The organism is Capnocytophaga gingivalis ATCC 33624 (assembly GCF_000174755.1).
Lineage (GTDB): Bacteria > Bacteroidota > Bacteroidia > Flavobacteriales > Flavobacteriaceae > Capnocytophaga > Capnocytophaga gingivalis.
Map to the genome: position 1 here is coordinate 110,955 of NZ_ACLQ01000022.1, position 14,512 is coordinate 125,466.

Annotated in this window: 12 protein-coding genes and 2 tRNA genes; 12 read left to right on the forward strand and 2 right to left on the reverse strand. The window is 41.1% G+C overall.

Going from position 1 to position 14,512, the window contains the following annotated elements:
• Positions 1-163: 163 nt before the first annotated feature.
• Complete coding sequence (locus tag CAPGI0001_RS08855; protein ID WP_002668826.1) at positions 164-643, forward strand: Dps family protein; 480 nt, start codon at positions 164-166, stop codon at positions 641-643.
• A gap of 116 nt (positions 644-759) precedes the next feature.
• On the opposite strand, the gene CAPGI0001_RS08860 is transcribed toward CAPGI0001_RS08855, so the two are convergent.
• A complete protein-coding gene (locus CAPGI0001_RS08860; RefSeq protein WP_002669117.1) occupies positions 760-2,169 on the reverse strand; it encodes an ATP-dependent DNA helicase in 1,410 nt (469 codons plus the stop codon).
• Positions 2,170-2,284: 115 nt separating this feature from the next.
• On the opposite strand from CAPGI0001_RS08860, the gene CAPGI0001_RS08865 reads away from it, so the two are divergent.
• The 4 genes from CAPGI0001_RS08865 (at position 2,285) to CAPGI0001_RS08880 (ending at position 5,220) form a co-directional block, all read left to right on the forward strand.
• Entirely contained in the window at positions 2,285-2,956 is a 672-nt protein-coding gene (locus tag CAPGI0001_RS08865; protein WP_002668938.1) for a hypothetical protein, read from the forward strand.
• Positions 2,940-3,758, forward strand: coding sequence for a DUF3822 family protein (locus CAPGI0001_RS08870; RefSeq protein ID WP_081451929.1), 819 nt, complete (start codon positions 2,940-2,942; stop codon positions 3,756-3,758). Before CAPGI0001_RS08865 ends, CAPGI0001_RS08870 begins: the two co-directional genes overlap by 17 nt.
• Positions 3,759-3,956: 198 nt before the next feature.
• Entirely contained in the window at positions 3,957-4,196 is a 240-nt protein-coding gene (locus CAPGI0001_RS08875; RefSeq protein WP_002668797.1) for a NifU family protein, read from the forward strand.
• Between the two features lie 82 nt (positions 4,197-4,278).
• A complete protein-coding gene (locus CAPGI0001_RS08880; protein WP_002669044.1) occupies positions 4,279-5,220 on the forward strand; it encodes a GYDIA family GHMP kinase in 942 nt (313 codons plus the stop codon).
• Here CAPGI0001_RS08880 and CAPGI0001_RS08885 read toward each other — a convergent pair.
• On the reverse strand, positions 5,171-5,503 hold the full coding sequence (locus CAPGI0001_RS08885) for a 2Fe-2S iron-sulfur cluster-binding family protein (RefSeq protein ID WP_002669115.1): 333 nt from the start codon (positions 5,501-5,503) through the stop codon (positions 5,171-5,173). The genes CAPGI0001_RS08880 and CAPGI0001_RS08885 overlap by 50 nt on opposite strands.
• 184 nt (positions 5,504-5,687) lie before the next feature.
• Between CAPGI0001_RS08885 and CAPGI0001_RS08890 the strand changes: the two genes are divergently transcribed.
• The 7 genes from CAPGI0001_RS08890 (at position 5,688) to CAPGI0001_RS08920 (ending at position 14,509) form a co-directional block, all read left to right on the forward strand.
• Positions 5,688-5,762: transfer RNA gene (locus CAPGI0001_RS08890), tRNA-Val, on the forward strand.
• Positions 5,763-5,793: 31 nt separating this feature from the next.
• Positions 5,794-5,868, forward strand: a tRNA-Val gene (locus tag CAPGI0001_RS08895).
• A gap of 344 nt (positions 5,869-6,212) precedes the next feature.
• Complete coding sequence (gene secDF / locus CAPGI0001_RS08900; RefSeq protein WP_002669026.1) at positions 6,213-9,359, forward strand: protein translocase subunit SecDF; 3,147 nt, start codon at positions 6,213-6,215, stop codon at positions 9,357-9,359.
• 68 nt (positions 9,360-9,427) lie between these two features.
• Complete coding sequence (locus CAPGI0001_RS08905; RefSeq protein ID WP_002669059.1) at positions 9,428-10,684, forward strand: BaiN/RdsA family NAD(P)/FAD-dependent oxidoreductase; 1,257 nt, start codon at positions 9,428-9,430, stop codon at positions 10,682-10,684.
• Between the two features lie 38 nt (positions 10,685-10,722).
• Positions 10,723-11,400, forward strand: coding sequence for a TatD family hydrolase (locus CAPGI0001_RS08910; protein ID WP_002668821.1), 678 nt, complete (start codon positions 10,723-10,725; stop codon positions 11,398-11,400).
• 549 nt (positions 11,401-11,949) lie between these two features.
• Positions 11,950-13,026 carry a DNA cytosine methyltransferase gene (locus CAPGI0001_RS08915; protein WP_002669071.1) on the forward strand — a complete coding sequence of 359 codons (1,077 nt, stop codon included), beginning with the start codon at positions 11,950-11,952 and terminating at the stop codon, positions 13,024-13,026.
• The gene (locus tag CAPGI0001_RS08920) at positions 13,013-14,509 is read left to right on the forward strand and encodes an ATP-binding protein (RefSeq protein ID WP_002668941.1); all 1,497 of its coding nucleotides are present in this window, start codon (positions 13,013-13,015) and stop codon (positions 14,507-14,509) included. Before CAPGI0001_RS08915 ends, CAPGI0001_RS08920 begins: the two co-directional genes overlap by 14 nt.
• The last annotated feature ends 3 nt before the right edge of the window (positions 14,510-14,512 follow it).

A 14,512-nucleotide genomic window follows, 5' to 3' on the forward strand; every position in this document is an offset into this window, starting at 1 on the left:
ATCATTCACTTTCTCATTATTGTTTATTATAGTTTTTGTTTATAGTGATTTAGTTTTGCTATCAATAAAAACTATATTCATATAAATAAAAAATATAGCAAAAGGCTTGCTTTCTATGGATAAAGTTGTACCTTTGTCCTGTGAAATTTAAAAATTTATAATCATGAGTTTTAATAGTTTAGGGCTTAAAAAAGCCGAAGTAGAGAAAGAAATACATGCTTTGAACATTCTTCTTTCTAATTATCAAACCTATTACCAGAACTTGCGCGGTGTACATTGGAATATAAAGGGAAAACGTTTCTTTGAACTACATATCAAGTTCGAAGAGTTATACAATGCCGCTCAGGAGCAGGTAGATGAAATTGCTGAACGTATTCTTACCCTCGGTGGAGTACCTTTCAACACCTTGGCAAGCTATGTAAAGCATGCTACAATTCCTGTAGGAGAGAATGTTTTTGACGATGACAAAGCGGTTCGCCTTGTGATAGACAGCCTTGTAGCCTTACTTCCTTTGGAGAGAGAACTCCTCGAACTTTCTGACAAGGCAAATGATGCAGGTACCAACACTCTTATCAATGATTTCGTAGTAGAACAGGAGAAAAATCTCTGGATGCTTAAGTCCTACCTGAATGAAGCTATCTAATTAAAACGAATTACGTAAGATAGGTTACCAAAATTCAGACACGACAAACTCATATATTGGGTTTGTTGTGTCTTTTTTTTTGCCGAGAATAAAAAATAATGGGAAGAAATCTACCCTTAATCCGAGATAATCTCCTCATAAGGAAAGTTGATCAGATATACCTTCTTCTTAGCTCGGGTCAGGGCTGTATAGAGCCAACGAAAATAAGCCACACTCTGTCCTTCTGGCAAAAAAGGTTTTTCTACAAAGACACGTTCCCATTGACCTCCTTGACTCTTATGACAAGTAATTGTATAGGCATACTTCACCTGTAGAGCATTGTAATAAGGATGTAGCTTCATATTCAGTGGAGCCACTTGCCCAGTCTGCTTGTTGTATTCCTGCATAATAGCATAATATAGATTCTCTTGCTCTTCGCTTGAGAGGGCGGGCAACGGGCTTTCTAAAGTATCTAAGAAAAGTATCGTTTCCAAAGGTTCTAACTCTGGGTAGTCTAATAGACGGATAAGGACATGAGCAAAAGTAAAGCCATAGCATCTCTCTACATGATTGATTTCAAGCACTTCTATCGTATCCCCATTAGCGATAAAGCCTGCCTGAGAGGCATTATCGAGCCAATAATAATTATTTTTGACCACCATAAGTAAGTCTCCCACACATAAGGATTCCTCATAGTCAAAAACTACCTTCCTAATTTGCTGATTATACTCTACCGCCCGCTTATTGGAACGAACAATAAAGCAGGTCTCCTCTACCCCACTCTCTGCATAAGCATCCATCAAGGCTTCTTCCAAATCATAGGAAGTCTGTAAAGGAATAACATCGGTGAAGGGTGAGGTACGGATACGAAAATTATCTTTAAAATTCTCAATACGCTTTCTCAGCCGTGTTGCATTATATAGAATACCCGATTTTTTGCCTTGTCTGACCACATCTGTAAGGATTCCCTCACTTACCTTTTTGCAATAATAGGAAGAAAGCCGCTCGTAATCAAGAGCAGGGCTCATTGAGGTATGTACAGGAGGGAGCTGAGCAGAATCTCCTATAAGCATAAGGTAGCAATGATCCCCTGTATAGACAAACTCAATCAGATCAGAGAGTAGTGAGCGCCCTGCGAAACTGGCTTCCTCCCCTATCATAGAGGCCTCATCTACTATAAACAAGGCATGAGAAGCCTTATTATCCCTAAGAGTAAAAGAGAAATCTCCCCCTTCTCCCATTGGGCGATAGATACATTTGTGTACAGTAAAAGCTTTCTGACCCGCATAGGAGGCTATCACCTTGGCTGCACGCCCAGTAGGAGCCAGTAGCACCACCCGAACAGAAAGCTCTTTGAGGGTTTTGACCAGAGTATTGACCAGAGTTGTCTTTCCTGTACCCGCAAAACCCCTGAGGAGAAAGAGCTTTTGTTCCTCTTCCTCCTGAGAAAAAAACTCTGCAAGCTCCTCTAATACAACCTCCTGTGATTCGGTGGGCTCCCATGAAAAATGACTTAAAAGTAGATCGTAAATATCCGATGCATCCATAGGCTAATAAATGATTTCAAAGATAGTAAAAAAAATCTTTTGCAAAAAAACTTTTTTATTAAAAATTTTATTGTATCTTTGCTCTTTGCGAACTTAATACAAAATACATAATTATATGAGAAGAGGTATTCAATTTGGATTGCTGATAATCAGCGCTATAGGGTTCTTTTTAATATACAAATCTATACAAGCACCCATCGAGTTTGAGAAAGAAAGCAAAGCGCGTTATGCAGAAGTAATTGCCAAACTTAAGGATATTCGTAAGAGTGAAGAAGCCTATGAATCCATTCATAAGACCTATACCAACAATTTCGGTGAGTTAGAAAAATTCATCGAGACCGCTCATTTTTATATCACAACCAAGAAAGATACCAGCTGGGTACAGTATGACCCACACTTCAAGATAGATGTGCTCAAACAATCTGTAAAGACAGATACTATAGGAAAAATATCTGTAAAAGATTCTTTGTTCAAGGACAACGAACGCTACAAACAGATGTCTTCAGTAACTATCGGAGACAGACAGATTCCTTTGACTATAGAAACAGGGGTGATCTCTCGTGAGGGAGATGTAAAATTCCCTGTCTTCGAGGTAAAAGTACCTAAAAAAGACGTTCTCAAGGGATTAGATCAAGATGAAATAGAGCGAGAACTGCAAAAAACAGGGGTTAATGATGTCAAAGGTGCGTATATATCTGTAGGTTCCTTGACCGAAGTCTCTACCAGTGGAAACTGGCCTTCTTATTACAACGAAAGAACAGATAAAAAAGGTGCCGCAAGAAAATAACTTACATATTGAGTTTAAAAAGATGTCCATTCAATTGAATTTGGATGGGCTTTCTTTTTGTATCTTTAACCCAGCTCTTTCATGTATAGAATCCATCTATCACCTACCCCTTCCCCCTTCCATGCCCGCACTTGTCGTAGAACGAGAGATCCAGAACTACCTCAAGGAAGAGCGCGCACTCTGTCAGGATTTTGACACTATCAAGGTACTGCACAACAATGAACAGTTTGCTTTTGTTCCTGAAAAATATTTTGTCACAGATCACCTCTTTGAGTATCTCAAGTTCAATGTTACCGAATACCACAACCAGATCATCAGCCATGACACTCTCAAGGAGGAACAGATGGTCAATGTATACATCCCCAATGCCTCTATCAACCGTATCCTGAGGGAGACCTATGGAATATTCGAGTACGAACACCTGACCACTACCCTACTGGGCGTACTGCTGATGCACAACCCCCAGAAGAAAAATGCTGTCTATGCTCATTTCGACAAAGATGCTTTTCACTTAGTGATCTTCAAAGAAGGGCAACTGGCTTTCTTCAATCGTTTTGCCTTTGAGGAGCCTATAGATATGCTCTACTACCTACTCTTTTCCTTGGAACAGCTCTCCATAGATACCGAAACGACCCCTTTGTACCTATTGGGAGACATCATTCGCAACTCTGAGCGATATTACCTTATATATAAGTATGTGCGATTCATCTATTTCCTACCTCCTCAGAAAAATAATCCTTTCTGCCAAAATATGGATCCTACCTTAGCGCGACAGAACTTCATTCTTACCCATACTTTTTGAGTAAAAAAGGGGTGAAGTTAGCAACTCAGAGCTGGATATGAATTAAAAAAAGGAAAAGCAAGTATGGCTCATACACTATTTACCATTAACAAACTCCCTTATATAATTAACAATTAGCCATTAACAATTAACAATTATACATTGATTTATTCTGTATCTTTGCACTATTAAAATAGAACCTTATAACTTAATACCAACATGAATAATCCAGACTTGTTACAACGAGTAGAAACAGCCTTAGCCGAGATACGTCCTTACCTACAGAATGATGGGGGAGATATTTCCCTTATCGGAATAGAAGATGATAAAATAGTGAAAGTAAAGCTATTAGGAAGCTGCCTAAGCTGTAGTGTAAACCAGATGACCCTCAAAAGCGGAGTGGAAATGACTATTAAGAAATACGCTCCTGAGATAGAAAAGGTTGTAAATATAAGCTGAAAAAGTTAATAATTGTTTAGTGAATCTATCCCCTTAGAGAGCATAAGCTCTTAAGGGGTTTTTTCTTGAAAATGCGACTGTTATGGAAAAAGGAAATCATTTTTTTGCTCATGGAAAATTGCTCCTTACTGGGGAATATGCGGTCTTGGACGGAGCACTTGCAATAGCCCTTCCTACCCAATATGGCCAAGAGATGCACATTAGCCCCTCCGAGAGGGAAGGTATTTTCTTCCGTAGCCTTACCCAAGAGGGAACTCCCTGGTATGAGGGACAACTCTTTGTAGGAGATACCAATCCTATCACCCAGACCTTAGAGCGAATCCTCTCCCAAGCCCAGAGAATGCAACCTAACTTCCTTACAGGCCAATCAGTACACGTAGAGACAAGATTGGATTTCCCCAGAGAATGGGGATTGGGTTCCTCCTCCACCCTTATCAGTATGATTGCTCAGTGGGCAGAGGTAAACCCTTATGAACTGCTCTGGAATAGCTTTGGAGGAAGTGGGTATGACATCGCTTGTGCAAGAGCCTCTTCCCCTATTCTATACCAATTGACCGAAGGCAAAGCCAAAGTATATCCTATATACTACAGCCCCCCTTTTGCAACTTCCTTATTCTTTGTATACCTGAACAAAAAACAAAACAGCCGAGAAGGAATTGCCCTATACCAAGGGCTAAAGAAAAACAAAAAACCTCTCGTCTCTCAGCTTAGCCAGCTTACAGAAGAGATCTATCGCACCCACTCTTTAGACACCTTTTCCAAGCTCCTTAGCGAGCACGAGGCCGTACTATCAAGCTACCTAAGACTCCCTACTGTAAAGGATTCCCTATTCAAGGATTTTTCAGGAACCATCAAGAGCTTAGGAGCTTGGGGAGGCGATTTTGTACTGGCCATAGGGGAGGAAAGCTATATAAAGGAGTACTTCATTAGCAAGGGGATGCAAACAATCCTCCCCTTTGCACAAATGATACTTCCTACGGATAGGGAGCCAATATTACCTCCAGTCCATCAAGATCCTCGGTAATAGGAATCTGACAGCCTAATCGGCTGTTTTCCTTTGTATAAGAAGTCTCAAAAAGCATCGCTTCTTCCTCCGCTCCTATCTCAGGGAGGGGGGTATCACTCACTATATAGCATTGGCAAGAGCCACACATGGCCATACCTCCGCACACTCCTATCTCGCCATCCTCGGCAATAGCATAGGCACGAATTACTTCCATAAGAGACATATTCATATCGGTAGGCGCCTCTACTTCAAAGAGTGTTCCCTCTCTATCGGTTATTTTTAAGGTAACTTCTGCTGACATTTGTATTGGTATGAGAGTGCAAAAGTACAAAATTAATGATTAATGGCTAATGATTAACGAGCAATAACATATGAATATTTTATTATATCATTGAAAGACAGAGATTTGTGAAAAAATAAAAAAATAACACAAAAAATATTTGTCAATTCAAAAAAAGATAGTATCTTTGCACCCGATTACAAAAGGGTTCTTAGCTCAGCTGGTTCAGAGCATCTGCCTTACAAGCAGAGGGTCACTGGTTCGAATCCAGTAGGACCCACACTTTTGTTTAGAAAAAATTATTTATTTTAGGGTTCTTAGCTCAGCTGGTTCAGAGCATCTGCCTTACAAGCAGAGGGTCACTGGTTCGAATCCAGTAGGACCCACAAAAAAGTCATACATTCATTGTATGGCTTTTTTATTTAGGCAATAGATAACAGAAATAGATAAATCAAAAAAACTGATTATCAAAAAGGTAAGGTATTCTACCTAAACAAAATTCACACTTTAGATACAGTTTTTTTAGACTTTTCAAATAATCCCCCTTACCCCCTCTGTTCTCTGCTCTCCCTTCTCTGTTCTCTGCTCACCGCTCTCTATTCACTGCCGACTGCCGACTGCCCACCGCTCACAATCTCTTGTTAAAAAAAAAATCCACAGAAAAAGACTGATTATTCACATAATTTTCATATATTTGCACGTTTTTTGAAATAGTATAAATCATCGTAAAATGCAAAACAAAGGATTAGTAAAATTATTTGCCTTACTCTTTGGTTTAGTGAGCATTTACCAGCTCTCTTTTACTTTTGTAGCAAATCGTCAAGAGAAAAAAGCTGAACAATTTGCCGCACAAAAAGTACCTACTTCGGTAGAGGATTACACTCATAAGCGTGAAAAAATAGTCTCCAAGTACTTGGATTCTATCGCTAATGAACCTGTATACAACCTCTTGCTAACGAACTACACTTTCAAAGAAGTAAAAGATCGTGAGCTTAAGGAAGGGCTTGACCTTAAGGGAGGGATCAATGTTACCCTACAGATTTCTGTACACGACATCCTCCGCAGCTTGGCTGAAAATTCTAAAAATGCTGATTTTGAAAAGGCTTTAGACCAAGCTGATAAGCGTCTTCGTGAGACAGACCAAAGCTATATCGACCTCTTCTTTGAAGCTTTTGATGCTACAGGGGCTAAGCTCTCTGCTCCAGATATCTTTGGCAACAAGACTCTTAGTGCTCAGATCACTCCACAGATGAGCAACTCTCAAGTGCAACCTATTCTCCGCAAGAAGATAGATGAATCTATAGACTCCGCTTTTGAGGTATTGCGTAAGCGTATTGATAAGTTCGGGGTGACTAATCCTGATATCAAAAAGTTAGGAAACTCAGGCCGTATCTCAGTAGAACTCCCTGGTGCAAAAGATATCTCTCGTGTGAAGAATCTCTTGCAAAGTACCGCCCAATTGGAATTCTGGGAAACCTTCAAGGCTGGTGACTTCGCTCTATATTTCAGTCAGTTGGATGCTGCTCTTCAAGCTAAAGAAGGCGATAAGACTGCTGAAAACACCCCTACTACTGAAACTCCAAAGACTACCACAGCTATTGATACCCTCTCCTCCAAGAGAGATTCCTTGGCTCACAACGAGGTAGATTCTCTTCTGAACAAAACCGCTCAGAAAAAGGACTCTTTAGCTCCTGCTCAGAAGAATCCTTTGTTTGATCTTTTTCAATTTACCAATGGGGAAAACTCTCCTTCTATCGCTTATTTCTTAGCTGCAGATACCACCAAGCTCCTCTCTTATCTCAAGAGCGATGAAGCAAAGAGACTGCAACCTGCCGAGCTGAAATATGCTAAGTTCGTATTCGGAAAGCCTCATAAGCTCACTGACTTACAACAGCTATACCGCATGTTTTGGCCTTATGAAGCAGAACAAGCAGATCCTGCCAATGCTAAGAAGTTCAAAGAAAGACTTCAAAGCCTCTTGCGCCGTTCTGACTTAGTAGAACTCTATGCACTACGTGGCAACCGCACCAATGAACCCCCACTCACAGGAAGTGTAGTTACCGAAGCGGTACAGACTTATGACAACCATAACCAACCTTGTGTCTCTATGAATATGAACAGAGAAGGGGCTAAGCTATGGGAAAACCTCACCGGAAAAGTATTTACCGAGAGAGGAAATATCGCCATCACTTTGGACAACACTGTATACTCCGCTCCTACAGTTACCTCTGGCCCTATCTCTGGAGGAAGCACCCAGATTACGGGTAACTTCACTGTAGCAGAAGCACAAGACTTAGCCAACGTACTTCGTGCAGGTAAGCTCCCTGCTTCTGCCGATATTGTACAATCAGTAATTGTAGGTCCTTCCTTAGGACAAGAGGCTATCACCAGCGGATTTATCTCCTTCGCCATTGCGGGACTTATTATCTTCCTCTGGATGTTAGTCTACTACGGACGTGCAGGGATATTTGCTGATATCGCTTTAGTATTCAACATCCTACTTATGTTCGGTATCTTAGTGAGTATCAACTCTGTACTTACCCTTCCTGGTATCGCGGGTATTGTGCTTACTATAGGTATGTCCATCGATGCGAATGTGATTATCTTCGAGCGTATTCGAGAGGAACTTAGAAATGGCAAGTCGCTTACTCAGTCCATTCATGATGGTTTTAGCCACGCTATTACTTCTGTACTTGATGCCAATATCACTACCTTCCTCACTGGAGCCGTGCTCTTCGTGTTTGGTAGTGGACCTATCAAAGGATTTGCTACTACCTTGATGATTGGTATTGTAACAACTATCTTTACTGCTGTATTCATCACTCGCTTACTTATCGACTGGTATGTGGCCAAAGGCAAAGAACTTTCCTTTACCACTTCGATTTCTAAGAATATATTGGTGAATCCGAATATAGATTTCCTTTCTAAGAGAAAAGTATGGTACAGTATTTCCGCTATCATGATTCTTATCAGCTTAGGCTCTATGTTCACCCGTGGTTTCGACCAAGGTATTGACTTTGTAGGAGGTCGTTCTTACCAAATCCGCTTTAAGAATCCTGTAAAAACAGAAGAAATAGCTTCTCTTCTAAAGGCTGGTAAGCTCGGTTCTGTAGAAGTAAAAACCTTTGGTGCAGCTAACCAAGTACGTATCTCTACCAAATACAAATACAACGATGAGAGTACCCAAACGGACAACGAAATCCAAGAAATCCTCTATAATGACCTACAACCTGTAATGGGCGAAAAAATCTCCTATGAAGAGTTCATGAGTGGAGAAGGACTTGGAGTGATGAAGTCCGACAAGACAGGGCCAAGTATCGCCGAGGATATCAAGAGCAGTGCGGTATGGGCTATTATTGGTTCGCTAATCATCATCTTTGGATACATTTTGGTACGTTTCCGCAAATGGCAATTCTCTATGGGAGCAGTAGCAGCGCTTACTCACGACGTGATTATCACCTTAGGAGCATTCTCCTTGCTATACTCTGTGATGCCATTTAGCCTCGAGATAGACCAACAGTTCATCGCGGCTATCCTAACGGTAATTGGTTACTCCTTGAACGATACGGTGATTATCTTTGACCGTATCCGTGAGGAAATAGGTCTGAAAGGCTGGAGTGCAAATACTCTTAACCATGCAGTAAGCACTACCCTAAGTCGTACGCTCAACACCTCACTTACTACCTTGCTTACCCTATTGGCTATCTTCATTTTTGGTGGAGAAACCCTCAGAGGATTCATGTTTGCCATGATTATCGGGGTAGTAGTAGGTACTTACTCTTCTATCTTTGTAGCGACCCCATTGGTGTATGATACTTCTAAAAATAGAAAAGAGGAAGCACCTGCTGAGGAAGTTACTCACAAACACAAGAAATAATTTAATTTATCAATAATTTGTTCAAAAATCTGTGGAGAGGCTACTTTTCACAGATTTTTTTGTAAGCTATGAGACAATTGTATGATGTTATTATCCTTGGTGCAGGAGCCTCTGGGCTCTTTACCGCCATCAATATAGCCGAAGGAGCCCCTCACAAGCGCATTCTTATTCTCGAAAAAGGAAAAGAAGCCCTTGGTAAGGTACGTATCTCTGGCGGAGGACGCTGCAACCTCACCAATGGAGAGACAAACCTACGGGAATTTGTCAAGAACTACCCCCGAGGCAACCGAGAGCTATTGAGCGCCTTTTCTCGCTTTTCCAACAAAGACACCATGAAGTGGTTCGAGACGCATCAGGTAGCCCTCAAGGAAGAAGCCGATGGGCGTATATTTCCCGTATCCAATAGCTCACAGACGATTATAGATTGTTTTCTTTCCTTGGCTAAAAAATATAACATTGAGATTCTATACAAGCAGAATGTCCATGCTTTTTCTTTTGAGAAAGAGCAGTGGAAAGTACAGGCAACTGAGGTTTTTCACAGCCGCAACTTAGTTGTAGCCACCGGTAGTAATCCCAAAGTATGGCAACTGTTATCCCAGTTAGGACACACCATTGTCCCCCCTGTACCCTCGCTCTTTACTTTCGCTACAGAAGATTCCTTTATAGAAGGGCTTGCCGGAGTGAGCAAGGAGGTAAATGCAAAGCTTTTGGCTACCGACCACTCTCCTTTGAAAATCCCTCTCTTAGAGAAACAAGGGCTTGTAGGCGCACTGCTTGTAACTCATTGGGGATTCAGTGGGCCTGTGATACTGAGACTTTCTGCCTTTGCCGCCAGAATCCTTGCTCAGCTGGATTATAAGTTTTCCCTACAAATCAATTGGTTAGCCGAAGAAGAAATCCTTTCCTCAGAGGAAGCACTTTCTATATTACAAGAAGAAAAGCAAAAACATCCTCGTAAAGAATTGCAGAATCACTGCCCTTTCAATTTAACTAAAAAGCTATGGAACAAGCTCTTAGAGCGTTCAGGGGTACTCCCTCACCAACTATGGGCGGAGCTAAACAAAGGACAGTTACACACCTTAACTCAGACCTTAACCGCTAGTACTTTCCTTATTCATGACAAAGCCCCTTTCAAAGAAGAGTTTGTTACCGCTGGAGGTGTTTCCCTCAAGGAGATAGATTTCAAGAACTTCCGTTCCAAGCTCTTCCCTACCCTCTACATAGGCGGGGAAGCTCTGGATATAGATGCCGTCACAGGAGGGTATAACTTCCAAAATGCTTGGAGTGGCGGCTACCTGATCGCAGAAGGAGTGAAAAGTGAATAACTAATAACTCAAAATTTCAAATTCAAAACTAAAAACTAATGATAGATATAGGCCTAAACTTAACCAACCGACAATTTGCCCATGACCAAGAGGAACTCCTCCTCCGTGCTGAGCAGGCGGGAGTCACTCAAATGATACTCACTGGCACCTCCCTTCGTAGTAGCAAAGAATCCTTTGCTCTTGCTAAGGGTTACCCTACCCTGCTCTATAGTACTGCGGGGATACATCCACACGATGCTAAGACAATGAACGAACAGACCATACCTCAGCTCAGCGCCCTACTGAAGGAAAAGCAGGTGGTAGCGGTAGGAGAATGTGGGTTAGACTTTGATCGCGATTTCTCGCCTCGTCCCGTACAAGAGCAGTGTTTTCGTGCCCAGCTTGCCCTTGCCCAAGAGGTGCAAAAGCCACTATTCCTACACGAGCGTGCTGCCTTTGACCGATTTGTAGGGATTCTCAAGGATTATACCCTCCTGCCTAAGGGTGTAGTACATTGTTTTACAGGCAGTTTGAGCGAGGTAAAGACCTACCTTGATGCTGGCTACTATATTGGTTTTACAGGCGCCATTAGCGATAGCCGCCGATTTGCTTTCTTGGAAGAAGTAGTACGTTATGTACCCTTAGAACGTATGCTTATAGAGACTGATGCGCCCTTTATGCCCACAAAAGATTCAATAAGTATGTATCTTTCAGATAATCACGAAACTAAGGAATAATAAAGGATAAAAGGGATTACGAGTTGGAAACGAGCGAGTTTCTTTCCCTTTCTTTCTTTTGCAATGCCTCAATGAACACTTGTTTTGATACAGCAAAGGTACTAATTATCCGATGAAAAACGAGTGAAGTCAAAGAAAATCTTTGTTCTGTTAAATAATCTAAATCTTTTGTTTATAAGCTACTATTGTTGTATCTTTGCCCTATAGTTATTGAGCATAGAGTATGCTGTTTTGTCTTCTTGCTCTGTGGATTTGCCTTATGATGACTTCGCTCCATACTGTTGGGGGTGAAAGTTATTGCTATAGCAAATAGTATAGAGCGAAGGACGAAAGCCACTTACGCTGATGGCAAGGTGTACAGCATCGTAACAGACCTGCCCAGCACGCCGACAACGGCTTACAACGCAGAGGGTGAAGAGATAGGTCGCATAGGCTCGATATGAACGGGAATATATTCGATGAGAAATACAACCGATAGGCTCCTTACAGCAATCAGATATGGATTCCATTCCTATTTTAAGAGCAGTACTATATTAAATCAAGAACACAATGTTATACGGAATAGATATTTTCTCAGGTGCAGGAGGTTTGAGCCTTGGTGCAGAAATGGCTGGAATACAAATCTGCTATGGAATTGAGATAAATCCAAGTGCAGCTAAATCATTTACTCGAAATCATAAAGGAGCAAAAGTTCTTCAAGGAGACATCAAAGACATTGACCCATCAAAACTAAAAGAAGGTATTGATCCAGTATTTATCATTATGGGTGGACCTCCTTGCCAAGGATTTTCACTTTCGAATACTCGTACGCGAAATATGCAGAATGAAAATAACTTCTTGTTCTTAGAATTCGTCCGTTTTGTTCAGGAGCTGAAACCAACTTGGTTCGTTCTTGAAAATGTGTGGGGATTAACCAATATGGAAGAGGGTAAAACCAAGAACATGATAGAGGATTGCTTCAGAGCTTTAGGTTATGAGGTAAATTCTCAGGTGCTGTGGGCATCTGATTATGGTGTCCCCCAAAATAGAAACCGTTTCTTCATGGTGGGTAATCGTCATGGAATAGAATTTGAATTTCCAGAACCTTTTGAGAAGAAAATTACGGTCGAAGAAGCTATTGGAGATTTGCCTGATTTGGATAATGGCGAGATGCTTGAAAAGGGCAAATATAAAGTCCCTTGTTCAGAAGCAAGTGAGTATGCTCAGCTTATGCGAGAGCATTCTCATTACCCAACTCAGAATTTTGTTTCACGTAATAATAACCTTGTAATTCAACGCTATACGCACATTAAACAAGGGCAAAACTGGCGTGCAATCCCCGATGAACTGATGCAGAACTATGCAGATAAAGGACGCACTCATAGTGGCATTTACAAACGTCTTATTGCCGACCAACCTTCTGTGGTAATCTCTAACTACAGAAAGAGTATGCTCATTCACCCTTATCAAGACAGAGGTTTGTCTGTACGCGAAGCCGCACGCTTGCAGAGTTTCCCAGATGACTTCTATTTTGAAGGACCTATCTCACACATCCAACAACAGATTGGTAATGCCGTACCACCACTACTAGCAAAAGCTGTATTTGACCAAATTATAAAAATGTCGCGTCACGATGGCCAAAGATAGAGAAAACATACCTGTAGCACCTACCTTAATGGGTTCCCTTAGATCCATGGGGTATTCCTTTGAATCCGCGGTAGCCGATGTTATTGATAATAGCATCAGCGCACATGCTACACTCGTAAAAGTACTCTTCCCAACCACTCCACTTGAACCGACAGCTGTAGGTATTTTAGATGATGGTGAAGGGATGAGTGATGAAAAACTCTTTGAGGCGATGCGTTATGGGAGCATGGCGTCAGAAGCAGAACGTGATGAAGACGACCTTGGGCGTTTCGGCATGGGCATGAAGGCTGCTTCCCTTTCCCAATGTAGAAATTTGACGGTAGTTAGTTATAGCCAAGGAAAACGAAGCGCCTATACTTGGGATTATGATTACATCCAGAAAAAACAAAAATGGATAATCCAAGAGCTTACGTCACAAGAAATAGACAATCTCCCATACGTTAGCCAGATTACCGATCAGGCTAAAGGCACACTTGTAATCTGGAGAGACTTTGATGTTTTGTCAAAATCAAGTGATGGTCAGGTTTACGAAACCCTTGATAATTTAAAGAACTCGCTCGATAAAGCTCTTGCACTTATTTTCCATAGATTCCTTTCTGCCACAGGTAGTGCTAAACTCCAAATTCAGATAAACAACTTGAGTGTAAAGCCGCTTGATCCATTTCTCGAACGTCATCCAAGAACTTCAAGCAAAAGGGAACGAACTATAGCAATCAACGATAGTGAAGGAATGGAGCGCTTGATTCATGTAAAACCATTTGTTCTTCCTTTTGCCACCGATCTTTCTGATAACGACAAGAAGCTGATTGGAGGCATAGAAAACCTCCGAGCAAAGCAAGGGTTCTACGTTTACCGAAATAATCGTCTCATTATTTGGGGTACTTGGTTTGGCATGAAACAACGTGCTGAGTTGACAAAGAATGCTCGAATACGTGTTGATATTCCTAATATGCTGGATGACATATGGGGTATTGACATTAAGAAGCAAAATGCTTCTATCCCTAAGCGTATTCTTAATCAGTTGCGCAAAACGGTATTTGATACACTCGAAGCATCCGTTAATCAGCAAACTTACCGAGGAAGAACTGCAAAGATTGACGATGAAACAGATTATATCTGGGATAGAAAAGAAGGTCGAAACCAGATGTTCTATTACCAGATAAACAGAGAAAGCAAACTATTTCAGTTTGTCAAGGATAAAATGTCTGAAGAGGATTACAACTATCTTGAAATGCTGGTAACAGAGATTGAGAACAACATCCCAACTCAGCAAATGTACATTGACAGATCAAATGAAGCAATTACTGTAGAAGAAACAGATAGTCGCTTTGATGATGTCTTCCAAATTGCTGTAACAATGGTAAGTACATTAAAGATTACAACGAAGAGTACTACAGAAAGCATCATTAACGACCTGATGAAATCTGAGCCATTCTGCAAGTACCCAAAGTTAATGGATAAACTAACTGATAATTTCAAATAAACT